This window comes from Streptococcus sp. A11, from assembly GCF_043674225.1.
Taxonomy (GTDB): domain Bacteria; phylum Bacillota; class Bacilli; order Lactobacillales; family Streptococcaceae; genus Streptococcus; species Streptococcus suis_V.
Window position 1 is genome coordinate 1 of sequence record NZ_JBIMJS010000013.1, and the last position, 25,803, is coordinate 25,803.

A 25,803-nucleotide genomic window follows, 5' to 3' on the forward strand; every position below is an offset into this window, starting at 1 on the left:
GAGTAGGTGGTACTCTTATCATATCAGGGAATCTTCTTTTTGACTTCTAGAAGTCTCACATCTATTGTAACGCTACAAAAATTCAGCCCTCAGACCTATCCTTCTTCTTATCCATTATGCCAAAAACATGATATAATAGTTAGGCTGAACACGACAGATCCAAGAGGAGATTCCGCACTCTAGAAATGCCGGACTTTTTTATCCTTTACGAACTGAACGATAATAATGAACACGGAGTACTCATGAGTAAAGTAGCTATCGTGTCTGCCTACCGCTCTGCCATTGGCAGTTTTGGAGGTAGTCTAAAAGATATAGAAATCGCCGACTTGGGAGCCCAGGTTCTCAAGCAGGCGCTAGAGAAAAAGAATATCCCAGCGGAGAGCATTGATGAGGTCATCTTTGGCAATGTCCTTTCTGCTGGTCAGGGGCAAAATATTGCCCGCCAAATTGCTGTCAAAGCAGGACTTCCGCAAGAAACTTCTGCTTATTCGGTTAATAAGATCTGCGGTTCCGGTCTCAAATCCGTCTTGCTCGCAACCCAGTCTATCATGCTAGGCGACAATGACGTCGTCGTTGCAGGTGGTATTGAAATCATGAGCCAAGCACCCTACCTGTCGAAGCACAGCCGATTCGGTGCTAAATTCGGACACTTGGAATTAGAAGATTCTATGCTGACTGACGGTCTGACGGATGCTTTTGAGGGCTACCACATGGGCATTACCGCTGAGAATGTTGCAGAGCGGTATCAGGTCACTCGTGAAGAACAGGACGCCTTCGCCTTTGCCAGCCAAGAAAAAGCTGCTCAGGCTATTGCCCAAGGCACATTCGTAGATGAAATTGTCCCAATTAGCCTACAAACCCGCAAGGGAGAAGTCATATTTGACACAGATGAATACCCACGATTGACCCCACTTGATAAATTAGCAACACTCCGCCCTTCTTTCAAAAAAGATGGTACGGTGACTGCTGCCAACGCCTCTGGTATCAATGACGGCTGTGCGGTTCTCGTTCTCATGTCAGAAGAGAAGGCTAAGGAGTTGAATGTCCAGCCTCTAGCCTTCATCGAGTCCTATGCAACTAGCGGATTGGACCCAGCCTACATGGGCTTGGGACCAATTCCAGCTAGCCAGAAAGCTCTACAAAAACTCGGAAAAACAGTGGACGACATTGATTTGTTTGAAATCAATGAGGCCTTCGCTGCCCAGTCCATTCCTGTTGTCAAGGAATTGGGCATCCCAGCAGATAAGGTCAACGTCAACGGAGGTGCAATCGCACTCGGACACCCTATCGGTGCCAGCGGTAGCCGCATCCTGGTGACGCTGATCCACGAACTAGAAAAACGCAATGGAAAACTAGGCCTCTGCTCACTCTGTATCGGAGGCGGTCAGGGAATTTCCCTCATCATTTCCAAGGCGACCACAAGATAAATCACTTGTAAACAAAGGAATTTTTATGAATATTGGTATTGATAAAATCGGTTTTGCGGCACCTGATTTTGTATTAGATTTGGCTGACTTAGCCCAAGCCCGCTCTGTTGATCCTAATAAGTTTAAAATCGGATTGCTCCAGTCTGAAATGGCTGTGGCTCCTGTGACTCAAGACATCGTGACCTTGGGGGCACAGGCTGCGGCTAGCATCTTGACCGAAGAAGATAAAGCAACTATTGACATGGTCATCGTTGGTACCGAATCAAGTATTGACCAGAGTAAGGCTGCAGCAGTAGCTATTCATGGACTCCTCGGTATTCAACCCTTTGCACGGTCTATCGAAATGAAAGAGGCCTGCTACGGTGCAACTGCCGGACTCAGTCTAGCCAAAAGCCACATCAACCAATTCCCTGACTCCAAAGTTCTGGTCATCGCCAGCGATATTGCCAAATACGGTATCGCATCAGGCGGTGAACCAACTCAAGGTGCGGGTGCTGTTGCCATGCTGGTCACTGCTGACCCACGCATCATGGTCCTCAACAATGACAATGTCTGCCAAACCCGCGACATCTACGACTTCTGGCGTCCCAACTATGACAAATATCCGCGTGTTGATGGCAAATTTTCAACCGAACAATACACTGATTGCTTGACTACTACCTTCGACCACTACCAAGCGAAAACTGGACAACAGCTCAGCGACTTCGCGGCTATGTGCCTGCATATCCCATTCTCAAAGCAGGGGCTCAAGGGCCTCCAAGCCATTGCCAAGGATGAGGAAACCCTGACCCGCCTCTCTGACCGCTTCCGAGAGGCCATCGTTTATAACAAGGTGGTCGGCAACATCTATACTGGCTCGATTTTCCTTTCTCTCCTTTCCCTTTTGGAAAATAGCAGAGCGCTCAAGGCAGATGACCAAGTCCTCTTTTATAGCTATGGTAGCGGAGCTGTCTGTGAAATCTTTAGCGGCCGCCTAGTCGAAGGCTACCAAGAGCACTTGGAAATGGACCGCCTAGACAAGCTCAACCAGCGGACACGCTTGAGCATGGACCAATACGAACAAATCTTCTTTGAAGAAATTGAATTGGACGAAACAGGCACTTCTGCTGACTTGCCTGCTGACCAAAGTCCATTTGCTCTAGCTAAAATCCAAGACCACAGACGAATCTATATCAAAAACTAGTCAGTAACTGGCACCCTTGGCCAAGCCAGGGTGCTTTTCTCATATAGAAAGAGGAAATCATGTCCCATTTCTCAGGATATTACAAAAAAACGCGGCTTGAACGCATTGACTTGCTAGCTCAAGCTCATCAGCTAGATGAGAAAACCATTGCCATTCTCCAGCAAGATGATAATCTCCCAGAAACCGTTGCAGGAAAAATGGCTGAGAACCACCTTGGAACCTTCTCCTTGCCCTTCTCGGTCGTACCAGAATTGCTGGTTGACGGTATCAGCTACAGTATTCCCATGGTCACGGAAGAACCCTCTGTCGTTGCCGCTTGCTCGCTAGGTGGAAAAATGATTGCCAAATCGGGCGGTTTTTCCACCACTATCCACAACCGCCTTATGATTGGTCAAGTCGCACTCTACGACGTTCCTGACATGGACAGAGCCAGTCAGCTCATTGGTCAGGCGGAAGAAGAACTGCTCCAACTAGCCAACGACGCACATCCATCTATTGTCAAACGAGGCGGTGGCGCTAGAAAGATTACCGTCGAGCAAAAGGATGAATTTCTGATTGTTTACTTGCAGGTCGACGTCCAAGAGGCCATGGGCGCCAATATGTTAAATAATATGTTGGAAGGGATAAAAGAACATTTGGAAACTCTATCGCAAGGTCAGGCCTTGATGGGGATTCTGTCCAACTATGCAACGGAGTCCCTAGTGACCGCAGAATGTCGGATAGCCATCTCAAGTCTAGCAATCAGCTCTGCCATTGCCCAAGAAACGGCAAAAAAAATAAGCCTTGCCAGCAAACTGGCTCAGGTGGACCCTTATCGGGCAGCCACCCACAATAAGGGGATTTTTAACGGCCTTGACGCCCTTGTACTTGCGACGGGAAATGACTGGCGGGCTGTTGAGGCAGGCGCTCACGCCTATGCCAGTCGCGACGGACAATATCGCGGTCTTTCGACATGGACTATCCAAGGCGAGGAGCTGGTGGGTTCCATCACACTGCCCCTGCCTATCGCTACCGTCGGTGGTTCAATTGGCCTCAATCCTAAGGTTCAAGCAGCTTTTGCTATTTTGGGACATCCACAGGCGCGGCAACTAGCTTCTATCATAGCCGCTGTCGGTCTCAGCCAGAACTTCGCTGCTCTGCGCGCCTTGGTCACAACTGGTATCCAACAGGGACACATGAAACTTCATGCCAAATCCCTGGCCCTGCTAGCCGGCGCCCACGAAAAGGAGGTCGACCACCTAGCCCACCTCCTGCGCCAAAAAAAACACAGCAATCTGGAGACAGCACAGAAATTGTTAGAAGAAATGAGAAGAAACTAAAAAAAGAGGGGTGACTCTTTTTTAAGCCTCCACTAACCAGTCTAGCAGGTTCATCTTCTCGATACCGCCATAATTTGCATAGGGTTGAATAGTATCCATAGTCAGTATATACTTGGGGTAGTTGTCTGAAATCTTCTGCAGCGGACGCAATTCCCTTTCAAGCGTTTCAGGCTCAAGAGTTGTTTCACTGACTTGGTAATAGGCAAAATGCCCCTGCTCCGTGACGGCAATGAAATCCACCTCGTACTTATCGACATTGCCAACATAGGCCTTGCTATAACGTCGACATAGCTCCAGAAATACAATATTTTCAATCATATTTCCAATATCTTCCTGATGATCTGGGAGCAATAGGTTTCTAAAACCAAGGTCTACTGTGTAGTATTTTTCTAGACGCTCTAAGAGACTACGCCCTTTTACATCAAACAGAGGAACTGCGTAAAAGAGCAGGCTATCTGTAAGGCTGTTCAGATATTGTTCCAAGGTTGCATGCGCGATTTTTACACCCTGACTAATCAAGGTATTTTTTATGCTAACATCAGACGGGACTGTCAATCGCTCTACCCACTTCTTAAAAGTCATTGGGCGTTACCGCCTCATTACACCTATTGAAGCAGAGCGACTGCAAGACTTTCCAGACGATTGGACAGCTAAGAAAAAACTTTCTGACGGAACTATTGTTGATGTTTCTGATAAAATGCGAATATTTTTCATGGGGAATGCCTTAGTAACAGAAATCGTTAAAAAAATCGGAGAATTTATAAAAGAACTCGACTGAAATAGTTGAGTTCTTTTATAATACTTCCTCCATCCGTATCTTCTGCGGTTTCAACCCTAGTTGTTCATAAAATGCGACTGCCTTCGTATTATCCGCCCAAACATCCAACGTTATATTGTAGCAACCACTTTCCTTGGCATAAGAAAGAGCAAAAGCATAGAGTTCCTTGCCAATTCCCTGACCGCGAACCTGCGATGACACACACAAATCATCGATGAAGAGCGTTTTTACAGGCTGTAATACCTGACTCTGGGCCTCTTGAATTTGGCAAAAGAGATGCCCAACTACCTGTCCCGCCGTTTCATAGACAAAAATTAGCTGGTCTGGATTTCCAATCATGGAAGTCAAGTCTGCCTGCGAATATTTTTGCCCACTTTCCCTAAAAATATCAGGTCTCCCCACATGATGAAACTGTAAAATCTCCTCAAGCAGGCTTTCCAGTGCTGGAATGTCTTGTAACTGAGCTTGTCTAATCATCTTTTTCCTCCTTCAAAAAAATAATACAAATCGGTCCTAGGACCGATGAAAATTCTGAAAATTCCTTTATACTATAAGTGTATCCTAAAATTTTTCATAAATCTCCTAAAAGTCAGTCCTCTGGGCTGATTTTTTGTGTTTAACGGATGATTTACAGAAAAATCCCCTTGTCCCGCAAATTGACCAGACATTCTTCCAAGTAAAATTCGTCGTGCTCTGGATAAATAGGACTGGTCAGTGGAATTTCTTCAACCTCACTATAAGACGCTTCCTTCTTCCCACGATAGGTCGACTCCTACCATTCGGCCGACACCTTGTAACCTCTTTTCTCCATCTCCTGCATGATCATCTTATAATATTGAAACAATTTAGTCGGAGAATGGGTAAAGACATAGTTGACCGTCGCATGATGACGTCCCCAACCTGCACCTCGTAAGGCACAACATTTTCTATGCTGTCCCAACAATTGCTGGCGCGGAAGTACCGAAATTAAGTCTTGATGCCAAAGTTGCATTGGATCCCCTGTTATGGCACAGACCAATACATGTCAAACCACTGGCCGCCGCCAAACTGTGACTGGGATGGTCCCATATCCTCAAAGCCATTACGCTCATAATAGTTGAGCAAATATTCCTTACAAGTTAAAGCAACCCCCTCCATATCTCTTGACCTTGCGACTTCTTTCAAGGCAGCTGTGAGTAGGGTACCAAGCCCCTGACCCTTGTAAGCATTGTCCACTGACAGGCTAGCAATGTGCAAGTATCGTCCTATCAAGTCAGCAGAGCTTGTCAGCTCAAAAATAGCATCCGTCACCAACTTCTCTTCTGCAGGACTGGCTAACAAATAAGCCGCTACTTCCCCTTTGTGAATCATAACGAGACTGGACTGGCTACTATTTGCAGCATAAGCCGCCAAAACAGGCTCTGAAATCTGCTCCTCAGGAATAAAATTTTCCTGCTCCAGCCGCAAAATACCAGGCAAGTCACCCGGCTGCGCAAAACGAATTTCCATATTATTTCCCCCGAGTATCAGAAAAAGGACCGCAGTCCATTTTCTTATTGTACATTATGTGTCAAATTTGACAAGAGACGCTCAAATGAATATTCATAGGACTGAATATCCCCTGCCCCCATGAAGACATAGACCGCATTGTCATGGTCCAAGAGTGGTGAAGTATTTTCAACCGTCACCAACCCACCTTTTTTCGTGATTTTAGCCGCCAAATCCTCTACCTTGACCTCACCGTTATCTGTCTCACGCGCTGATCCGTAAATCTGTGCCAGATAAACCGCATCCGCCCCATTCAAGGCCTCCGCAAATTCATCCAAAAGGGCAATGGTCCGCGTAAAGGTGTGCGGTTGGAAAATAGCCACCAATTCCTTGCTTGGGTACTTCTGACGGGCCGCATCAATGGTCGCAATGATTTCCGTTGGATGATGGGCGAAGTCATCAATGATAACCGTATCGTTGACAATTTTCTCCGTAAAACGACGCTTGACACCAGCAAAGGTCTTGAGGTGTTGAGCTACCAAGCTCAAATCAAAACCAGCAATATGGAGATTGGCAATTACCGCTGTCGCATTCATGACATTGTGCTTACCGAAGGTTGGAATTTGAAACTCACCCAATTCCTGGTCCTTGTAGCGTACCTTGAACTGCGAACCTGTGGTTGACGGACGCAAATCATAGGCTACAAAGTCATTCTCATCACCGAAACCATAGTAGTAAATCGGCGCATTGGCTGTAATCTTACGCAATTCCTTATCCTCACCATAGAGGAAAAGACCTTTTTTAACCTGCTTGGCATAGTCATTGAAGGCATTGAAGACATCCTCAAGGCTAGTGAAATAGTCCGGATGGTCAAAGTCAATGTTGGTGATAATGCTGTACTCTGGGTAATATGGAGCAAAATGACGCTCATACTCATCTGACTCAAAAACAAAGTATTGGGCATTGGCAGAACCACGACCTGTACCATCACCGATTAAGAATGAGGTATCCGTGATATTGCACATAACATGGGCCAAGAGACCTGTAGTTGACGTCTTACCGTGGGCACCAGCCACACCTAGGCTAGTAAATTCCTTCATGAATTGGCCCAGGAACTCGTGGTAACGCTTGTAGCTGTAGCCATTCGCATCCGCATAGGCGATTTCCACGTTATTGTCTGGCCGGAAGGCATTACCTGCAATCAGCTCCACATCAGCAGTAATATTTTTTTCATCGAAGGGCAGGATAGGAATTCCAGCTTGCTCCAGCCCACGCTGGGTAAAGTAATACTTATCTACGTCACTTCCTTGAACCTTGTGGCCCATTTGGTGGAGCATAAGAGCAAGCGCACTCATGCCCGAACCCTTAATACCAATAAAATGATAGTTTTTTGTCATCTTAATCCTCTTCTATCTGTGTCAAATTGAGTTCTTGAGCAACCTGCTTTTCACGAAAAGCACGTCTTTCCGGATAATTGTAGACCTGACTTCTCTTGAGGAAATCAAAGGACTGGTTGCTTGATGTTTTTTCCTGCACCCGGTCCTCTTTTTTCAAAGAATAGACTTCTAGCAGATCTGCTAAAATATAGCTTTCTTGGCGCAAACGGTCAGCTAGATTGGCCAGAAGATTGCCAGTCGCTTCCTTGCGAGGAGTAGGTTGGACAGTTGGAACTTTTTTAGGCTTGCTTCCAATAAAATCATCCTTCAAATAGCTAGCTGAACGCTTCTTTTTAATATCTTCTTTGGCTACTTCCCTGGCTAACTGCCCCTGGGTCTTCCGCTCCGCATGCTGGACCGGTCTGTGAAGATTTCGGTCCCGTCTGGAATAATGCGACCTCTTGGTAGCAAATAAAGGGGGCAAGAGCTCGTCTTCCGTCTGCTCTGGAACAGGCTTCACCGCTGGTTCCTGACTGTCACTGACTTCAAACACCTTGTCCTGATAAGGTCCCTTAATATTTGAAATCAAATCGCTCTCCTCATAGAGAAGCATCTGAGGGCTGGCCTCAATCAGGGGCTCATTGTCTGAAATGATGGGAAATCGAGTATCTTCTCTTATCATAGCACATTCCTTTCAACTACTCATTATATCATAAAGGCACAGGGTTTTACCACACAAGAGGAAGTCTGCTTCAGATTGTCAGCCTTATTCTGTGATACCAAGAATGTCACGAATATCTTCAACCGTCAGACTTGAGCGACTTTCTTCACCGTCCAGCACCGTCTTGACCAGATTTTTCTTACTTTCCTGCAGGGCAAGGATTTTTTCTTCAATTGTTCCCCTGGTAATCAATCGATAGCATTCTACCGTTTCTGTCTGCCCCATTCGGTGGGCCCGACTAATGGCCTGGGATTCCACCGCAGGATTCCACCAGAGGTCAACCAAAATGACTGTATCGGCACCGGTCAGATTGAGCCCCACGCCACCTGCCTTGAGGGAAATGAGGAAGGCATCGCGGCTACCTGCGTTAAAGGCCTGGGTCATTTCTTGGCGCTGACTAGCAGGGGTCGAGCCAGTCAATTTGTAAGAGGTCAGGCCCAACTCATCCAGCTGCTGCTCAATCTTATCCAGCATTGTTCTAAACTGTGAAAAAATCAATACCCGATGCTCACCCTCTTTAAGCTGTTGCAGGAGCTCGCTCAGGCTATTGAGCTTACCACTTTCTCCGGTAAAATCATCCATAAAGAGGCTGGGAGTGTCACAAATTTGACGGAGACGGGTAATGCCTGATAGGATTTCAATCTTATTGCGGTTAATCTGAGCATCATCTGCACCCAGCACCTTGGACTGCATTTGCTGGAGTTGCCCCAGATAGATGACCTTTTGCTCATCTGTCAATTCATTTAAGACATTGACCTCGATTAAATCAGGCAATTCATCTAGAACCTCTTCCTTATGCCGTCTGAGGACAAAGGGCTGGATTATACGGGCAATTTCCTGGGAACTCATCTTGCTAAATTCCTGCTTACCTGGAAGGAGGCCTGGTAGGACAATCTGGAAAATAGACCAAAGCTCCGTCAGGTGATTTTCAATAGGCGTACCAGACAGGGCAAAACAATTCCCTACCTCAAACTCTCTCAGAAGCTGGGCAATTTTTGACTGGAAATTTTTCATGACCTGGGCTTCATCCAAAATCAAATAATCAAATTGCTCTTCTTTATAGAGGTCAAAATCCTGTCTGAAGGATGGATAGGAAGTCACATAGACCTGATGGTCCTCATTGATAAGCTTTACCCGGTGGTCCTTATTGCCATAGACCACTGCCACTTCCAAGTCCGGCGCAAATTTGGCACATTCTTCCTGCCAGTTATAAATCAAACTAGACGGAGCCAAAATCAAAACCTTGGAACTTGACTTCAGATGGCCTGACAGGAAGGCAATAGTTTGCAGGGTCTTCCCTAGACCCATATCATCTGCCAGAATGCCCCCAAAACCATAATGGTTGAGCATGGAAAGCCATTTGACGCCTGTCTCTTGGTAATCCCGTAGTTGCTGATTAAGGGGCTGTTGCGGAAGAGGAAAGGTATCTGGTGCTGCCAAATGAGCCGCCATGGTTTGAAATTCTTCCGAAAAATGAACCTGGTCCAAGCCTGACAATTGCTGAGCCAGTCGGAAACCATTCAAGGCATCCAAATGAAAGGTCTGCCCCTTTCCAAATTTAGCCCGGAGATTGGTCAGAGTCTGGCTGATGCGCAAGGCCACTTCGTCGAAGACCAGCAACTTTCCACTTGGGCTGGTATAGTGGTCCTCCTGGTTTAAGAGAGCCTGGATGGCCTGGTCCACCTCGGATTGATCAATGCCTGTCAAGTCAAAGGAAATGTCCAACAAGGAACCATTTTTCACGATTTCAAGACTTGGCTTGGCCTGAATAAGATTATTTTCTAACTGCTGGTCCAGGTAAACCTTACCCATTTTTTCCAACAGGGCTAGATGTTCCTTGTAGAAGGTATACCATTCGGTCTGGACCAAGGGCTGGCGGTAGGCCAGGAATTTCCCATGAAAGCCTGCCAGCTTGATCGCCTGGTGGACAGCTTCCAGATGTTGAAAATGACTTGTAAAAGGTAGTAAGTCCAGCTCCTCTTTCGAGGCAACCTTGCGACCTGAAAAATCCAAGACCAGCTGCAGGGTCAAGCGACCACTTGCCTCCATGCCCAGATGGAATTCCGGCTGAAAATCCTCAATGGCAAAGCGTTTGGGTGCCTTGACTTTCCCCAATTTTTGCAGTTCCAATAAACTGAGGGCCAATTTGCCCTGATCCTGAAAATCCACTTGAACCTTGCGTAGGCCTGATTCAGTCGGAACCAGATCATTGATCCGCATCAGCAGATTTTCCTGCTGGCGATCCAGGCTATAGATAGTCCCATGTTTGAGCAGGTAACTTCCATAAAAGAGCTGGCGGACAGGCTCTTCATGAATCACCATTTCAATCATATCCGTATAAACCGTTACTTCAAAACAAAAGAGACCGTCTTCTGGCGTTAGGTGTTTAATGGTCAACTGTGAGTAGCTGGTCTGCTGGTAGGTTAGTTGAAATTCATCCAAGTCCCCCAGCAATTCCAGCCCCTCCTCAAAGTGAGACTGGGGCAGGCGGAAATGACGACCGAAATGAACCAAGACTTCCGAGTCCAGGCGGGCTTTTTCAGGCACCAGGACCCATAAAAATTCCAGAAGAGCCTGACTTGCCGGGTCAAAATGATCAAAGGACACATGCTCAAAGTATTTTTTACCGATTTGATACTGGCCATTGGTTTTGACCACCTTCAAAAAGGCCCCAATATCGCGAATAATATAGTAACGCTGGTCTGGCAAACGACTGATTTTGAGGGTCCAGTCAATCTGGCGGTCATAGGCCAATAACTGCCCCTCCACAGCCAATTGGTATTGGATACCCAAATCAAGCGGAGGCGATATAATTTCATCCAAAAACAAGCCGCCAAAGTAGGTTCGCCTAGCCGTCTCCTTCTGATGGCTGCCCTCCTCCTTGAGAGTCTGACCAGCCTTATCATTCTTCAAAAAATACTCCGTAGCAGCCAAATGCTGGCAGTAGCCCTTGTTTTGAAATAGCAGACAGCTACAATTAAGCTCACTATCGTTATCACTATAGGAAAACAACTCCCCGGCAATTTCCAGCGTCATCTTTCCCAGCTCGCTCTCAACGACTGTCAACTGACCCGATTCGTATAAATCAATTCCTTCCTGGCGAGTCCGCCCCGGCATCATCCTACTCATCCATGCTCCTCTTCAACATTCATTCCTAACAAATATTATCTCTCTATTATAGCATAATTGAAACCGAATTTCCCTCCCCAGGCATCAAAAAAACACCAGCTCAAGCTGATGCTTTCTATTTCCTCTTCCAATAATAGTTGGTTGCGCGACACATCCTAACCAGGTATTTGCCAAGTCGCCAAAGCGAAAAGAGCGCAAGCCCAAGTAGGAAGGTAGCAAGAATCATATGGCCCAGATGAAAGTCTTTCAGCAGCTTAGCTAGGCTAAAGAAACTGATAAAAGCAAGCAAGCCGACCAGGACCAGATGAAACAAGATTCCGAGCCAGCCCAACCAGTAACGACTGCCAAAGGGCGCCTGTTTTTCTGGCTCAAAAACTGGCAATTCCAAGAGCCACTCTCCAATCAATTCTGCTAAAAACTGCATAGCTAGTCCTTTCGTCACCCGTCATGGCAAAAGAGAGAAGGTTGCCCTCCTCTCCTATTCGTTTATATAAGAAACAGTATTTACAAGTAAGGTAGATTTAGATGAGAGATAGTTTTTTTTACAAATCAAGACCGTTTTTTGATGGAATACTGACTGTATTTCGAGAAAAACGAACGATGAGTGGCAGAAAACTAGCCTTAGCTAAAGATACTGAACTGTGAATACAAGTTCTGAGAATTACTGACGCACTTCCAAGAGTCCCAAATCGCCATCTTCACGTTTGTAAAGGACATTGGTAGTACCATCATTGGCATCTGTGTAGATAAAGAAGTCATGTCCAAGCAATTCTAATTGAAGAACGGCCTCTTCCATATCCATTGGTTTCAAGTCTACCTGCTTAGTACGAACTACTTTTACTTCTTCTTCAGCTTGCTCTACCAACTCGTCTGTAAAGACTTGACCAGTAGCCACTTTTTGACGGTGTTTGCGCTCGATTTTTGTCTTGTTACGACGGATTTGACGTTCAATCTTGTCTACGACAAGGTCGATTGAGCCATACATTTCTTGTGAAATGTCTTCTGCACGCAGGGTTACACCACCAACAGGGATGGTCACTTCAACCTTAGCACGCTTGTCACGGTAAACCTTCAAGTTTACCTTGGCATTCAACTCTTGGTCTGCACTAAAGTACTTCTCAATCTTAGCAACTTTCTCTTCTACATAGGCACGGAGTGCATCTGTAACTTCAAGGTTTTCTCCACGAATACTGAATTTAATCATATTAGTACCTCTTTCTTGGCTTTCGCCTTTCTTCACTATCATTATAACATATTTATAAAATATTGCAACCGTTTTCTCAACGTGAAAGTGAAAATGTTTTGATTTCTTTCTGACCAGTTTTCATGAAAAGTCCCGCAGCAAGCTGGATTGTGGCACCTGTTGTGTAAATATCGTCAACTAAAATTATTTTTTCTGGAAGCTCATCTTCCTCCAACAAATAAAAGACCTGTTCCGCATCAAGACGCTCCTCCCGACTTTTTGAAGACTGTTTCTGGCTATCAATTTTGCCCAAGAGCTCTTTATATGGAAGACCAGCCGCATCAAGTAGTCCCGTCACCTGATTGAAGCCTCGCTCCTCCAACCTCTCTGGACTAAGGGGAATGGGAACCAAGGTATAGTCCGAATAAGCTGACAGGGCTGCCTTGATTTGCTGGGCAAAGACCTGTCTGAGCAGATAGTCCCCTTGAAACTTGTACTTGCTGAAATAATCTGCCATGGCTGGATTGTATTGGAAAATGGCCCTGTGGTCAATGTGTTTGCCCCTGGCCTGCCAGTGCCGACAATCACTGCAGATATCGGAAGTTCCTGACTTACAACAAGATGGACAGTGGAGCTCTGCTGTTTCCTTAAAAGAAGCCTGACAGCTGGAACAAATCCCTAGCTTTTCCTGCTGGAAAAAGAGGATAGAGCTAAATGTGGTGCGGGTTCGCAGGCTTTCCACACAGAGTAGGCAGTTAGACATAGCCGGCCTCCTTGTTCATAAATTTGATTTCAGCGATTGCTTTTTCAATGGCACGGGTCGAACCCTCATGAAAAAAGAGGAGCAAGCCTGTGGGACGATCCATGGACCGTCCGACTCGACCTCCAATCTGCACCAAACTGGACGACGTATAGAGATAGTGGTTGGCCTGGACTACCATGACATCAACCATGGGAAAGGTCACACCTCGCTCCAGAATCGTTGTTGAAACCAGGATGGTAATGGTGCGGTCGCGAAAACCTTGAACAATCTCCAGTCGATTTTCCGTCTGACTAGAAACAAAACCGATTTTCTCATCAGGAAATTCTCGCTCCAAAATCGCTACAAATTCCTGGCCTTTGGAAATTTCTGGCAGAAAAATCAGCAAGGGAAAACTTGTTTTTCGCTGGTTTCTGATAGCTTTCTTGAGCTTGACAACCAGCTTGTTCTTTTTCAGGCTCTGGTCAAATTGGCTGAACCAGACCTTTTCTGGCACAATCAAGGGATTGCCGTGAAAGCGTCTGGGCAAACTGAGCCGTTCTAATTGGCCGGATTTTACCTTCCTATCCAGCTCATCCGTCGAGGTCGCTGTCAGGAAAACCTGGAGCCCGTCTGCTTTGACGGCATTGTCTACTGCCCGGTAGAGCATGGGATTGTCCGCATAGGGAAAGGCATCCACCTCATCGATTAAGACCAAATCAAAGGCCTGGTAGAACTTGAGCAACTGGTGGGTGGTAGCGACCACAAGCGGCGTCCGAAAATAAGGATCCGACTGGCCATGAAGGAGACTGATGGGAACAGCGAAATCTTGTTGCAGCCGCTTATAAAGCTCGATACAGACATCAATTCTGGGACTGGCCAGACAAACTGCTCCGCCCTGGTCAATGACTTGCGCTACTGCATGGTAAATCATCTCCGTCTTTCCAGCCCCCGTCACGGCATGAACCAAGGTCGGCCGCCTTTTTTCAATATTGGCACAGAGCCCGTTTGAAATCTTCTGCTGCCAATCAGTCAGCTGACCAGACCACTTGAGACAGGCATTTTCTGGGAAATCCTGCTGGGGAAAATAATAGAGTTCCTCATCTGACCGCACCCTGCCTAGCAGGATACATTCTCGGCAATAGTAGGCCCCGTTTGGTAAACGATGGCGGTCCGAAAATGCAGTCGAACAACGAAAACAAGCGCCCCCCTCTGTCATGCTAGGTAAGGTCTGAGCTGCTTGGCGCTCTTCAGCTGTCAATTGATACTTGGTAAACAGTCGTCCATAATAATTTTCTAATTCTTTCATCACTTATTTATTCGGAAATTTTTGTCAGTTTTTGGAAAAACGTGTATAATTTTGGTATGAAAGAATTTAAGACCATTAAAGAAGACGGTATTGTCGAAGAAGAGATTAAGAAATCCCGCTTTATTTGCTTTATGAAACGGGTGACAACCGAGGAAGAGGCCAGGGAATTTATCAACGGTATTAAGAAAGAGCACTACAAGGCCAACCATAACTGCTCTGCCTTTATCCTTGGCGAAAATATGGAAATCAAGCGATCATCGGACGACGGCGAGCCTTCCGGTACAGCGGGTGTTCCCATGCTGACAGTGCTGGAAAATCATGAACTGACCAATGTCGCAGCGGTTGTGACCCGCTATTTTGGAGGTATCAAATTGGGTGCCGGTGGGCTGATTCGGGCTTATGCTGGAGCCGTGTCCAAGGCCGTCAAGGAAATAGGCGTTGTTGAAGTCAAGGAGCAAAAAGGCATTGCTATCACCCTTTCCTATGCCCAGTACCAGGAATTTGCCAACTGGCGGGCTGAGTTGGGACTGGAAGAACACGATACCCAATTTACAACGGAAGTTCAAACCATGATCTATGTTGACAAGGAACTGGTTGCGCCGACTCTGACCAGTCTGACCGAATTTTACCATGGCAAGGTCACAAGCCAAGAGACTGAGCCAAGAATTGTCGAAGTTCCTGTTCATTAAAAAAAGCTATCATGACGATAGTTTTTTTATATTATACATTGGCTGGGACTTGGTATATACTAGAAGTAACTATATTTGGAGGTATTAGCAATGGCTATTTATCAATCGATTACAGAACTTGTCGGAAAAACACCGATTATCAAACTCAATAACATTGTCCCTGAAGGTGCTGCGGATGTCTATGTCAAACTGGAGGCCTTCAACCCTGGTTCTTCTGTCAAAGACCGCATTGCTCTGGCAATGATTGAAGATGCTGAAAAGGCCGGCACTATCAAGCCTGGTGATACGATCGTTGAGCCTACTAGCGGAAATACTGGTATCGGTTTGGCTTGGGTTGGAGCTGCAAAAGGTTACAAGGTCATCATCGTCATGCCTGAAACCATGAGCATTGAGCGTCGTAAAATTATCCAAGCCTACGGAGCTGAGCTCGTTCTCACACCAGGTAGCGAGGGGATGAAGGGTGCCATTGCCAAGGCCAATGAAATCGCTGAAGCACAAAATGGCTGGGTACCTTTCCAATTTGCCAACCCGTCCAATCCAAAAGTTCATGAAGATACAACAGGACAAGAAATTTTGGAGGACTTTGGCCCAACTGGTCTGGATGCATTTGTGTCAGGCGTGGGTACTGGTGGTACCGTCAGCGGTGTCTCTCATGTCCTCAAGGCAGCCAATCCCGATGTAAAAATTTACGCTGTGGAAGCAGATGAGTCTGCCGTCCTCTCTGGTGAAGCACCTGGTCCGCACAAGATTCAAGGAATTTCAGCTGGCTTCATCCCAGACACCCTGGATACCACTGCCTACGATGGCATTGTCCGCGTCAAATCAGATGATGCTCTGGCAACCGGCCGCGCTATCGGCGGACAGGAAGGTTTCCTGGTCGGCATTTCATCTGGCGCTGCTATTCATGCTGCGATTGAAGTCGCTAAGGAACTAGGAGCTGGCAAAAAAGTCTTGGCTATCCTGGCTGACAACGGTGAACGCTATCTGTCAACTACCCTCTATGAGTTTGAAAACTAATATACCAAAAGAGCCTGGATTTCCAAGCTCTTTTTACTATTGGAAAGCTAGACTAGCAACTAGTCTAGACCTTTCCTTCTTTCATTTCCTTCAAATACTCCTTGGATTCAGCAATCCAGATTGGGAGAGCCTTGGCCAGAGGCTCAAAGCCAATCTTATAGCGGTCGTTGGTAAAGCGGTGGTGTCTTGGGATTTTTTGGCGTTCTTCTTCCAAGGTACGCATAGATAGACTAGCCTTGTGCGAATATTCATCATAGTCAACGACTTGGACCAGAACTTCCTGGCCCATTTTAATAAAATGGTGGATATTATCAACAAAGCCTGTCTTGATTTCAGAAATATGGATAAGCCCAATCTGACCGTTCTCTAATTCAACAAAGGCACCGTAGGGCTGAATGCCCGTCACTTTTCCTTTGACTTTATCACCAATATTCATCTTAGTCCTCGATTTCAATACTTTCGATGACAACATCTTCATGCGGACGGTCTGAACCATCTGTCTCTACAGCCGCAATGGTATCCAATACCCTATAAGATTCTTGGTCCATCAAATGACCAAAGACCGTGTGGCGTTGATCCAGGTGCGGTGTTCCACCATTTTCAGCATAAAGAGCCGCAATTTCCTTAGGCCAGCCACCGCGCTCCAATTCCTTGGCATTGTAAGGGAAATTCTGGTTCTGCACGATGAAAAATTGACTGCCGTTGGTATTGGGACCTGCATTGGCCATAGAAAGAGCACCACGCAGGTTGAAGGCCTCCATAGAAAATTCATCTTCAAAGGACTCACCGTAGATAGACTCACCGCCCATACCTGTACCAGTCGGGTCGCCACCTTGAATCATGAAATCCTCAATAATCCGATGGAAAATAATGCCGTCATAGTAACCATCTTTTGACAGGGCAACAAAGTTCGCCACTGTTCTTGGTGCAATTTCTGGGAAGAGCTTGATGGTCATGCTACCGTGATTGGTCTTGATGCGGGCAACCGGTCCCTCTACATTTTCCAAGTCTAATTGTGGGAAGTATTTTTCTTTTTCTACCAAACCTAATTTCTCCAAGGCATCAAAAATGCCGTCTTCTTCTACTGTTTTTGTAATATAATCTGCATGTTTTTGCAGTTCTGGGTGGGAATGCCCCATGGCAATACTGATGCCAGCATATTGGAAGAGCTCGATGTCATTAAGACCATCGCCAAAGACCAAGACATTTTCTGGTTTGAGACCAAGCTTTTCAACGATTGCGGCTACCCCTGCTGCCTTAGAGGCAGACTTGAGGACAATGTCTGATGAAATGGCATGCCAACGGACACTGCGTAAGTCACTCTGCAATTCCTCCGGTAAGACCACTTCCTGACCTTCCTGCTCAAAGGTCCACATTTGGTAAATATCCTGGCCCTTGTAAAAATCAGGGTCTGTCTCCAGATTATCATAAATGGGGTCAATGGCCTGACTAATCCGCTGGTCACGGAAGGACAGAGTGGCTTTTTCAGCGCTCATAACCCCATAGTCAATCCCCACTTGCTTGGTCCAAGCAATATATTTCTCAATCAAATCCGGTGCAATCGGAGCCTTACGAATGACATTGCCTTTGGCATCTTCTACATAAGAGCCGTTTATCATAGCAAAGTAATCCGGCTGCAAGGCCTGGATTTCTGGCACAACACCATATTTGGCCCGACCAGAGGCAATCCCTGTCAAGATGCCTTTTGCTTTCAGTGATGCAAAGACCGTCGGAATAGTGTCCGGAATAAATCCAGTCTCCACCAAGCGCAAGGTATCATCAATATCGAAAAATACCAACTTAATCTTCTTGGCCTTGTATTTTAATTTTGCGTCCATCTATTCTCCCCCACTTTTGTTTTTCATTGAGTATGACCGCCTACCATTATATCACTAATCTTCATCCTGTGCCACCAGTCCATGTTGAAAGGCATAGACGACAGCCTGGGTCCGGTCGCTGACAGCTAGTTTAGACAGAATATTGGAAACATGGGTTTTCACCGTTTTGAGGGAAATGAAGGATTCATCCGCAATACGCTGGTTATCATAGCCCTTGGCAAGCAGGGCCAAAATCTCCCGTTCACGTACGGTCAAATCATCATGCAGGTCTGGATAACGCTTGTGGTGCTCGACCTTCTTCTCTACTTCTGTTTCAATGGCAAATTCCCCACGCGCCACCTTGCGAATGGCAGAGAGAATCTCGTCTGCACTAGAGGTTTTGAGCATGTAGCCCTTGGCACCAGCCTCAAGAACTGGATAGATTTTTTCATTGTCCAAATAAGAAGTTAAAATCACAATCTTGACATCCGGCCATTCCTTCAAGAGGGCCAGAGTCGCCTCTACCCCTGTCATCTTGGGCATGACCAGGTCCATAACAACCACATCTGGACGCAAATCCAGTGCCTTAGCCAAGCCTTCCTCGCCATCGCTGGCTTCTGCGACAACCTCCACATCAGCCTGTAAATTCAAATAACTTTTCAATCCTAGTCGGACCATCTCGTGGTCATCAACCAGCATCACTCGAATCGTCTTCATCTTCTTTTCCTTTCAGTAGTGGGATACGAATGTCAATGGCAACCCCCTTGTTGGGAGCCGTCCGAATCTTGATAGTCCCTGCCATATCTTCCACCCGCTCGCGGATGTTTTGGAGGCCATAGCTGAGCTCCCCATCATCTTCCTGCTGGAAACCAATGCCATCATCTGTCATTTTGAGCTGTAATTCTGTCTCCTTCTGAATCAAGTAGACATCCAGTTGCTTGGCCTTGGCATGACGCAAGGTATTGGAAATAATCTCCTGGGCAATGCGGAAGAGGTGCTCTTCTATCAGCTTAGGCAATTCTTCCACTTCATGCTGGAAGTGGACCTGGATACTACTCTTGTCGCTGACTTCCCGCAGAATCACATCAAAACCTTCAACCAGGGTCTTACCTTCCAGCTCACTAGGTCGTAAGTGCAGGAGCAAAATCCGCAAATCCCGCTGGGCCGACTCAATCATGTCCTTGACCAAGACCAGCTGCTCTTGCAGGGTTTCTTTCGGTATGGTGGATAGATTTGATGCCAGACCTGATAAAATCATGCTGGTCGCAAAGAGTTCCTGGCTGACCGTATCATGCAGGTCACGGGCAATTCGCTTGCGCTCCCCCTCGACAATTTCTTCCCGTTTGACTAGGTCCTGGTTGTCAATCAATTGGACCTGCCTGGTCAAACTGCGCATTTTCTCAGATAGGTGTAGGAGCAATTGGTCCTCGTCGCTATCAACCCTAATGGGCTGGTGATTGCTGATTTGCTTAATCTTCATTCTCATGGTCTGCGTGGATAGGAAACTGACCGTCTGAACCAAGATAGATAGAAAGATTGTCAAGAGTACCAGGAGCGAAATCAAGGTCACATAGAGCTGGTCATTGGCCGTCCAAAAGGATATGTCAAATAAGGAATAGCCCAACAAGGGAAGGACTGAGGCAAGGATGACGATAACAATCAGCCCGGCATACCAAATGAGAAAAAATAGCGTTCCTTTCTTCATCATACCCGCACGACCTCCACATCGCCATAGAGGCTATTGATGACAACCTTGACCCGCTTATTGGCAGAAGAATAGTCAGGGGTCGCAATCGAAAAACTCTCATTTCGCAAATCCCAATGTGAATCGCCTAAAAAATAGACACGTCCATACAGACTAGAGGCAGAAAGGGATAGCTCGACATCAATAGGAATGATAATTTTAGTCTTACCAAAAGTCTTACGGATAACAACCACATTATCCCGACCAATTAGAACCGTCTGATCCAGGTCAACAACGTCATTGCCAAACAGGCGGATAATATTGATATCCTCAAAACCATACTGGTCCTGGGAATGATCTTTATGACCAAACCACTGGGACTTTTGATGCTGGGATTGAATATGCTGGTCCCCCAGAACTATCTGGGAATACTGGTACTGCTTCTCATAGCGTGAAAAGAAATTAACCAAAATATAGACCACCATCAGCAAAACACCGATAATGAAATAAATATTGAGGAAAAAGACTAAAAATATGAGAGAAAGGGCCGTTGTTAGTAGGGCATTAAGCCCCTTTCTACCTGTGATATACCAGAATAGAATTAGTATCACTGCGATTAGGAGAAGAGTCCGTGCCGTCTCACTGGCTAGGGTATCAAAAAAGGCCAGCGTAAACAAAATACTCTCTATCAGTATAAAAAATTGGATTTTTTTCATGTAAGGATCCTCTCCCAATATTCTAACAGATTTTAGCAGGATTTGTCTCCTACCCGGGTAGGAATTTTAAGAAAAAAGAGAGGACAAAGCCCCTCTTAGTCTGAATTATTTGATGAAGACGTACTAGTCGTCGTTGATTCTTCTGTCGAGCTAGTGCTACTACTGCTGGACTCTGGTGTCACCGTAGGAATGGATACATAAATTGTGACAGAGTCAGTAATAGGTTGACCTGGCAGAGGACTTTGTCCTACGACCAGATTTCGCTCACTAGTCGAATAACTCGAATCTTCCACGCGCTCAATACTTTTAATTCCCAAAGCTTCCAGCTGTTTTCTAGCATCTGAGTAGGAAGTCGTCAAGATACCAAAATCTGGCATGAGTGGTCGTTGACCTTTTGAAACAATGAGAACCAGGCTAGAACCCTTAGAAACACTGGTATTGGCTGGAGGGTCTGTTCCGATTACCTGACCAGCTTCTAAGTAGTCGCTGTATTCTTCCTTGGTCGAAGAAACCTTCAAACCGACAGCTTCTAGGGCATGGGTAGCATCATTCACACTACGTCCAGATACATCCGGTACATCAACTGGCTCAGCCCCTCTGGAAACAACCAAGACAACGGTTGAACCTTTTGGCTGACTGGTCTCCCATTCTGGCTTAGTCCGAATCACCCGGCCCTGTTTAACCTTCTCGCTATACTCTTCTTCCACTTCCACTTTGAAGCCAATAGCCTCTAGTTTTTCCTGGGCTTTTGCCAATTCATCACCAGACAAATCAGGAATGTTGACACCTTCTTCCATGGCAATGACAATATTGACACGGGAACCTTCTTTGCGCTTGGAATTAGCAGCAGGTGTTGTCCGAATAACTTGACCTTCTGCGACTTCCGTCGAAGCTTCATTGGTCACCGTACCCACGCGCAATCCGGCTGTCTCAATCTCCTCCGTCGCAACTTCCAAGGTTTGCCCCACAACATTCGGCACTGTCACTGTGGCTGGAGTGTTAAAAAGAATGGCGAAGAAGGCCGCCAAGAGAAGGCCAATAGCAATCATCAACACCTTATAGCGGGTACGAATCCTCTTTTTTGCCTTGGGCTTCTTGGCTGATGACGTCGGCTTAGTTTTTGGAGCAACTGCTGCTGGAGCTGGTGAAGACTCCACTGGTGTATCTACTTTTTTCTCTGAAGCAACCTGGGATAATTTAGGCAGGGTTTTTGAATCCACCTTGTTTTCATCCAACACGACCCGCGGCTCATTGCGGCGATTGTAGGACAAGGCTGAAGCCATATCCGTGTACATTTCCGCAATGGACTTGTAGCGGTCTGTCAATTTCTTGGCTGTTGCTTTTAAGACAACATTTTCCAGAGCCTGCGGTACGTTTGGATTGGCCTCGCGGACAGATGGCATGGGCTTTTGGAAATGCTGGAGAGCAATGGTTACAGCGCTATCGCCATCAAAAGGAATTCGTCCTGTCAGCATCTCAAAGAGAATGACCCCCATGGCATAAATATCACTTTGCACTGTAGCCTTGGACCCCCGCGCCTGTTCTGGCGAGAGATAGTGAACCGAGCCCAACATCGAATTTGTCTGGGTCAAACTGGTCTCTGCAAAGGCAACCGCAATCCCGAAATCCGTTACCTTGGCCACGCCATCTTGCGTTAGAAGGACGTTCTGAGGTTTCAAATCCCTATGGATAATACCGCGGGTGTGGGCCATACGGATAGCCAGCAAGATTTGCCCCATGATACGGACCGCATCATCATTATCCAAGGGTGAATTTTCCTGGATATAGCGCTTCAAGTCCAGGCCATTGACATATTCCATGGCCAGGTATTGCTGACCATCTTCCTCACCAATATCCGTAATCCGTACGATATTTGGGTGATTGAGATCAGCCATGGCTCTGGCTTCACGCTGAAAACGTTGAACAGCAATTTGATCTGTCTGGTAATTGGTCCGGAGAACTTTTACAGCAACCTCCTCACCATCCAAAATCAGATCCTTTGCCAGGTAGACATCAGCCATTCCTCCTCGGCCTATCTGCCGAATGACCCGATACCGACCGGCAAAAATCTTACCGATTTGGATCATTAGTTAGCCTCCTCCGTGATATGAAGGATGGCAACCGTGATATTGTCCAAACCGCCAGCATTATTAGCGAAACGAACCAGGGTCTCTGCCTTGCTTTCCAACGAAACATCACTCAAGAGGATATCGCGAATATCCTCTGTCGAGACCATATTGGTCAAGCCATCACTGTTGATTAACACGTAATCCCCAACTTCCAAGGTCTTCAAGGCAATATCTGGTTCAACCGGGTCCGCCTGACCAATGGACTGGGTCACAATATTCTTCTGAGGATGGTTCTGCGCCTCTTCTTCTGTCAATTGACCCGCTCGCATAAGAGCTCCAACCAAGGAATGGTCACTGGTCAAGCGTTCATATTCTTCATTATGAACGATACCGATTCTAGAGTCCCCGATATGGGCATAAATCATCTGATTGTCAATAACCACAACCGCTTCCAAAGTTGTTCCCATGCCCTTGTATTCTTCGGTCTGACCCAATTGATAAATCTTTTGATTTTCCTGCTCAATGATGTCAACCATCCATTCACGGACTTCGTTGAGGGTCATAATTTGAGTATCTACCCAGGCAGCACCAAGGTCTGTGGCTGTCATTTCACTAGCAATATGGCCTGCGCGATGACCTCCTAGTCCATCCGCTAGAATAATCAAGTCAATTCCTGCTCGGTTGACATAACGATTGACATAATCCTGGTTATTTGATCGTTTTTGTCCAACATCTGTAAGTAATGCAATTTCCATAAGTTTCTTGTTGCTAAGCAACAGCCTCCTTTTCTAGAATCGTCTTCTCAGCTGACCAATGAAAAAGCCATCTGTCTGAAAAAGTTCAGGGGTAATCAGTATCATTCCATCTGTCACAATTGATGATTCTGGATGTGTTAATGCAACTTGTTCAAAATCAGGATGACTGTCTAAAAATTCTCGAAGAACTTCCTGATTTTCTTTTGCAATAATGGTACATGTGCTATAGGTTATTATACCACCTTTTTTAATGGTTTGGCAAACGCTGTCCAGTATCTGCAGCTGGATTTTTTTCAATGCTTCAAAATCCTGACCAGCCTTATTATAACGAATATCTGGCTTACGACGGATAAGCCCGATGCCGGAGCAGGGAGCATCCACCAAAATCTTGTCAAAACTATCTGGACCAAAGACTTCATGCACCCGACTGGCATCCAATTTTTGAGTTTCAATCTTATCGGAAAGGCCCAGGCGGTCCGCATTTTCCTGGATAAGAGCCAGCTTGTGGTCATATAAATCCAAGGCCACCACTTTCCCACTATCCAGGTAAGTCGCCATGTGGCAGGTCTTACCACCAGGTGCCGCACAAGCATCCAGTACGACTTCATGGCCCTCAAGTTGCAAGGTCGGAGCCACCAGCTGGCTGGTCTCGTCCTGAATGGTCAAAAGACCGGACTTGAAAGCCTCCGTCCCAGCAAAATGTCCATGGGACTTGACTAGGCCAACAGGAGACAAGTGCGACCGCTCCGCTCCCAATGCTGCCTGCAAATCATCCAGACAGCTAGTATCTGTTACACGGACACTAGCCTTATTACGCTGGTGCAGGCTGGCAAAAATCTTCTCCGCCCTCTCATCACCATATTCCGCAACCAAGGTCTGAACCAGCCAGACTGGGACAGAATATTGAACTGACAAACGCTTGTTCTTCCGCTTAATACTAGCTGGGTCAGGCAGGTCCGCCTGGCTGATTTTCCGCAAGATGGCATTGACAAATTTGTCCGTTCCCTTGCTACGCTTGGCTAACTCCACCGCCTCATTGACCACGGCATGGACAGGCAATTTGTCCAAGTAAAGCAGCTGGTACAAGCTCAGCATGAGCAAGTAATAAACCCAGTTGTCCAGCTTGTCCCGGTCATCGATAAAGTGGGCCAGATACCATTCCAGCGTAATTTTTCGTGACACCGTACCATAGACCAATTCCGTAGCCAGCCCCTTGTCCTGGGCTGACAGGTTGGTTCCTTCCAAGGCCTTGTTGAGGGCGATATTGGAGTAGGCTCTCTGTTCAAAGACCTCTGTCAAGACCGCCAGAGCCAGTCCACGCGCTGTTTGCTTACTGTTCACCAAAGACATCTCCTACCTCAATCTCACGGCCAGCCCCATTCAAAAAGTCCGCAATCGTCATCTTGGGCTTGCCCGCTGGCTGAACGGTTTTTAGGGAAATAGCAGAGCTGCCACAGGCGATGACCAGTGTTTTCTTAGTCTTTTCAATGACCTGACCTGGTCTGCCAGACCCTTCCACTTCCAAAGCCTCCTGAATTTTAAAGCGCCCTCCCTGCCAATAGGTATGGGCAACCGGCCAAGGATACATACCACGAATCTGATTAAAAATCTGGCGGGCAGACTTGCCCCAGTCCAAAACTTCCTCCTCAGGCTGAATATTGGGCGAGAAGGTCACATGTGCAAGGTCTTGTGCCACCGGCTTGATGTCGCCAACCATATAACCTGGCAAGGTTTTCAATAGCAGGTCACGACCGACCACCGCTAGTTTTTCAAAAAGGGTGCCTACATTATCTGTCTCTTCAATGGCAATGCTGTCGCTTGAAATCATGTCGCCCGCATCCATTTCCTTGACCATTTCCATAATAGTCACTCCGACACGCTCATCTCCATTGATAAGGGCATAATGAATGGGCGCGCCACCGCGGTACTTAGGCAAGAGCGAGGCGTGGACATTGACCGCAAAGTCAACAGAGTCCAGCAGCTTGGTCGGTAAAAATTGACCAAAGGCCGCTGTCACAATTCCGTCCGCTCCCAATTCCATAATGTCCGCCATTTCCTGGCTGCCTGATAATTTTTCCGGCTGGTAAACAGGCAAGTCGTACTCCAAGGCCACCTGCTTGACCGGTGTCATTTGGATGGTTTTCTTGCGCCCAACCGCTCGGTCAGGCTGGGTCACCACCGCCAAAACCTCATAGGAGCCCTCTGCCAAAATGCCTTTCAAAACAGTCGCTGAAAACTCAGGCGTTCCCATAAAAATCAATTTTGTCATCTCTGCTCCTTCATCCTCTATTTAGTATCCCTTAATTATACCATTTTTATGGATAATTGCCTTAACTGGGACTTGAAATCTAGATAGCAAAAAGGCTGGACACACCTGTCCAACCTCATATATTGTAACTCAAGAACGGATACTGTCGATGTTCAA

The 25,803-nt window shown here is 46.5% G+C and carries 23 protein-coding genes and 3 pseudogenes; 6 read left to right on the forward strand and 20 right to left on the reverse strand.

Annotated features, from left to right (window positions below; translation table 11 throughout):
* The first annotated feature begins 242 nt into the window (after positions 1 to 242).
* Genes ACHBIF_RS08040 through ACHBIF_RS08050 form a run of 3 tightly spaced genes read left to right on the forward strand, consistent with a single transcriptional unit; the run spans position 243 to position 3,929 of the window.
* Entirely contained in the window at positions 243 to 1,427 is a 1,185-nt protein-coding gene (locus ACHBIF_RS08040) for an acetyl-CoA C-acetyltransferase (RefSeq protein WP_394719789.1), read from the forward strand.
* Between the two features lie 25 nt (positions 1,428 to 1,452).
* Positions 1,453 to 2,610 carry a hydroxymethylglutaryl-CoA synthase gene (locus ACHBIF_RS08045; RefSeq protein WP_394719791.1) on the forward strand — a complete coding sequence of 386 codons (1,158 nt, stop codon included), beginning with the start codon at positions 1,453 to 1,455 and terminating at the stop codon, positions 2,608 to 2,610.
* 59 nt (positions 2,611 to 2,669) lie between these two features.
* On the forward strand, positions 2,670 to 3,929 hold the full coding sequence (locus ACHBIF_RS08050) for a hydroxymethylglutaryl-CoA reductase, degradative (RefSeq protein WP_394719793.1): 1,260 nt from the start codon (positions 2,670 to 2,672) through the stop codon (positions 3,927 to 3,929).
* Here the strand turns inward: ACHBIF_RS08050 and ACHBIF_RS08055 are convergent.
* A pseudogene (locus ACHBIF_RS08055) lies at positions 3,926 to 4,460 on the reverse strand (DUF4143 domain-containing protein); the annotation flags it as partial. The gene ACHBIF_RS08050 and the pseudogene ACHBIF_RS08055 overlap by 4 nt on opposite strands.
* Here ACHBIF_RS08055 and ACHBIF_RS08060 point away from each other — a divergent pair.
* A pseudogene (locus tag ACHBIF_RS08060) lies at positions 4,459 to 4,707 on the forward strand (DNA cytosine methyltransferase); the annotation flags it as partial. The pseudogenes ACHBIF_RS08055 and ACHBIF_RS08060 overlap by 2 nt on opposite strands.
* A 15-nt stretch (positions 4,708 to 4,722) precedes the next feature.
* Here ACHBIF_RS08060 and ACHBIF_RS08065 read toward each other — a convergent pair.
* From ACHBIF_RS08065 to ACHBIF_RS08110, 10 genes and pseudogenes are all read right to left on the reverse strand, one after another.
* Positions 4,723 to 5,184: a GNAT family N-acetyltransferase gene (locus tag ACHBIF_RS08065; RefSeq protein ID WP_394719795.1), complete on the reverse strand. Its 462-nt coding sequence runs from the start codon at positions 5,182 to 5,184 to the stop codon at positions 4,723 to 4,725.
* A 151-nt stretch (positions 5,185 to 5,335) separates the two neighbouring features.
* Positions 5,336 to 5,698 (reverse strand): annotated as a pseudogene (locus ACHBIF_RS08070) (TIGR02328 family protein).
* A gap of 11 nt (positions 5,699 to 5,709) precedes the next feature.
* Entirely contained in the window at positions 5,710 to 6,195 is a 486-nt protein-coding gene (locus ACHBIF_RS08075; RefSeq protein WP_394719797.1) for a GNAT family N-acetyltransferase, read from the reverse strand.
* 44 nt (positions 6,196 to 6,239) lie between these two features.
* The gene (gene murC / locus ACHBIF_RS08080) at positions 6,240 to 7,571 is read right to left on the reverse strand and encodes a UDP-N-acetylmuramate--L-alanine ligase (protein ID WP_394719799.1); all 1,332 of its coding nucleotides are present in this window, start codon (positions 7,569 to 7,571) and stop codon (positions 6,240 to 6,242) included.
* Position 7,572: 1 nt separating this feature from the next.
* The gene (locus ACHBIF_RS08085) at positions 7,573 to 8,232 is read right to left on the reverse strand and encodes a hypothetical protein (protein WP_394719801.1); all 660 of its coding nucleotides are present in this window, start codon (positions 8,230 to 8,232) and stop codon (positions 7,573 to 7,575) included.
* Between the two features lie 84 nt (positions 8,233 to 8,316).
* Positions 8,317 to 11,400, reverse strand: a complete 3,084-nt coding sequence (locus ACHBIF_RS08090) for a DEAD/DEAH box helicase (RefSeq protein ID WP_394719803.1) — start codon at positions 11,398 to 11,400, stop codon at positions 8,317 to 8,319.
* 115 nt (positions 11,401 to 11,515) lie between these two features.
* Positions 11,516 to 11,824, reverse strand: a complete 309-nt coding sequence (locus ACHBIF_RS08095; protein ID WP_394719805.1) for a hypothetical protein — start codon at positions 11,822 to 11,824, stop codon at positions 11,516 to 11,518.
* 237 nt (positions 11,825 to 12,061) lie between these two features.
* Positions 12,062 to 12,604 (reverse strand): ribosome hibernation-promoting factor, HPF/YfiA family, encoded by a 543-nt coding sequence (hpf, locus tag ACHBIF_RS08100; RefSeq protein WP_105111237.1) that lies wholly within the window; start codon positions 12,602 to 12,604, stop codon positions 12,062 to 12,064.
* Between the two features lie 76 nt (positions 12,605 to 12,680).
* Complete coding sequence (locus ACHBIF_RS08105) at positions 12,681 to 13,346, reverse strand: ComF family protein (protein ID WP_394719807.1); 666 nt, start codon at positions 13,344 to 13,346, stop codon at positions 12,681 to 12,683.
* Positions 13,339 to 14,631 carry a DEAD/DEAH box helicase gene (locus ACHBIF_RS08110; protein WP_394719809.1) on the reverse strand — a complete coding sequence of 431 codons (1,293 nt, stop codon included), beginning with the start codon at positions 14,629 to 14,631 and terminating at the stop codon, positions 13,339 to 13,341. Before ACHBIF_RS08110 ends, ACHBIF_RS08105 begins: the two co-directional genes overlap by 8 nt.
* Positions 14,632 to 14,687: 56 nt before the next feature.
* Here ACHBIF_RS08110 and ACHBIF_RS08115 point away from each other — a divergent pair, with 56 nt between their 5' ends.
* A complete protein-coding gene (locus ACHBIF_RS08115) occupies positions 14,688 to 15,320 on the forward strand; it encodes a YigZ family protein (RefSeq protein WP_105111274.1) in 633 nt (210 codons plus the stop codon).
* A gap of 90 nt (positions 15,321 to 15,410) precedes the next feature.
* Positions 15,411 to 16,337 carry a cysteine synthase A gene (gene cysK, locus ACHBIF_RS08120; protein ID WP_105161266.1) on the forward strand — a complete coding sequence of 309 codons (927 nt, stop codon included), beginning with the start codon at positions 15,411 to 15,413 and terminating at the stop codon, positions 16,335 to 16,337.
* Between the two features lie 64 nt (positions 16,338 to 16,401).
* Here cysK and ACHBIF_RS08125 read toward each other — a convergent pair whose 3' ends face one another.
* The 9 genes from ACHBIF_RS08125 to fmt form a co-directional block, all read right to left on the reverse strand.
* Positions 16,402 to 16,773: a S1 RNA-binding domain-containing protein gene (locus tag ACHBIF_RS08125; protein WP_105161265.1), complete on the reverse strand. Its 372-nt coding sequence runs from the start codon at positions 16,771 to 16,773 to the stop codon at positions 16,402 to 16,404.
* 1 nt (position 16,774) lies between these two features.
* Positions 16,775 to 18,175 carry a bifunctional Cof-type HAD-IIB family hydrolase/peptidylprolyl isomerase gene (locus ACHBIF_RS08130; RefSeq protein WP_394719812.1) on the reverse strand — a complete coding sequence of 467 codons (1,401 nt, stop codon included), beginning with the start codon at positions 18,173 to 18,175 and terminating at the stop codon, positions 16,775 to 16,777.
* Between the two features lie 54 nt (positions 18,176 to 18,229).
* A complete protein-coding gene (locus tag ACHBIF_RS08135) occupies positions 18,230 to 18,871 on the reverse strand; it encodes a response regulator transcription factor (protein ID WP_105137387.1) in 642 nt (213 codons plus the stop codon).
* On the reverse strand, positions 18,843 to 19,859 hold the full coding sequence (locus tag ACHBIF_RS08140) for a sensor histidine kinase (protein ID WP_394719858.1): 1,017 nt from the start codon (positions 19,857 to 19,859) through the stop codon (positions 18,843 to 18,845). Before ACHBIF_RS08140 ends, ACHBIF_RS08135 begins: the two co-directional genes overlap by 29 nt.
* The gene (liaF, locus tag ACHBIF_RS08145; RefSeq protein WP_105111230.1) at positions 19,859 to 20,554 is read right to left on the reverse strand and encodes a cell wall-active antibiotics response protein LiaF; all 696 of its coding nucleotides are present in this window, start codon (positions 20,552 to 20,554) and stop codon (positions 19,859 to 19,861) included. The genes ACHBIF_RS08140 and liaF overlap by 1 nt, the downstream gene beginning before the upstream one ends.
* Before the next feature lie 95 nt (positions 20,555 to 20,649).
* On the reverse strand, positions 20,650 to 22,641 hold the full coding sequence (gene pknB / locus ACHBIF_RS08150) for a Stk1 family PASTA domain-containing Ser/Thr kinase (protein WP_394719815.1): 1,992 nt from the start codon (positions 22,639 to 22,641) through the stop codon (positions 20,650 to 20,652).
* Positions 22,641 to 23,378: a Stp1/IreP family PP2C-type Ser/Thr phosphatase gene (locus ACHBIF_RS08155; RefSeq protein ID WP_105111228.1), complete on the reverse strand. Its 738-nt coding sequence runs from the start codon at positions 23,376 to 23,378 to the stop codon at positions 22,641 to 22,643. Before ACHBIF_RS08155 ends, pknB begins: the two co-directional genes overlap by 1 nt.
* A 33-nt stretch (positions 23,379 to 23,411) precedes the next feature.
* The gene (gene rsmB, locus ACHBIF_RS08160) at positions 23,412 to 24,728 is read right to left on the reverse strand and encodes a 16S rRNA (cytosine(967)-C(5))-methyltransferase RsmB (protein WP_394719817.1); all 1,317 of its coding nucleotides are present in this window, start codon (positions 24,726 to 24,728) and stop codon (positions 23,412 to 23,414) included.
* Complete coding sequence (gene fmt / locus ACHBIF_RS08165) at positions 24,709 to 25,647, reverse strand: methionyl-tRNA formyltransferase (RefSeq protein ID WP_394719819.1); 939 nt, start codon at positions 25,645 to 25,647, stop codon at positions 24,709 to 24,711. The genes rsmB and fmt overlap by 20 nt, the downstream gene beginning before the upstream one ends.
* Positions 25,648 to 25,803 lie beyond the last annotated feature (156 nt).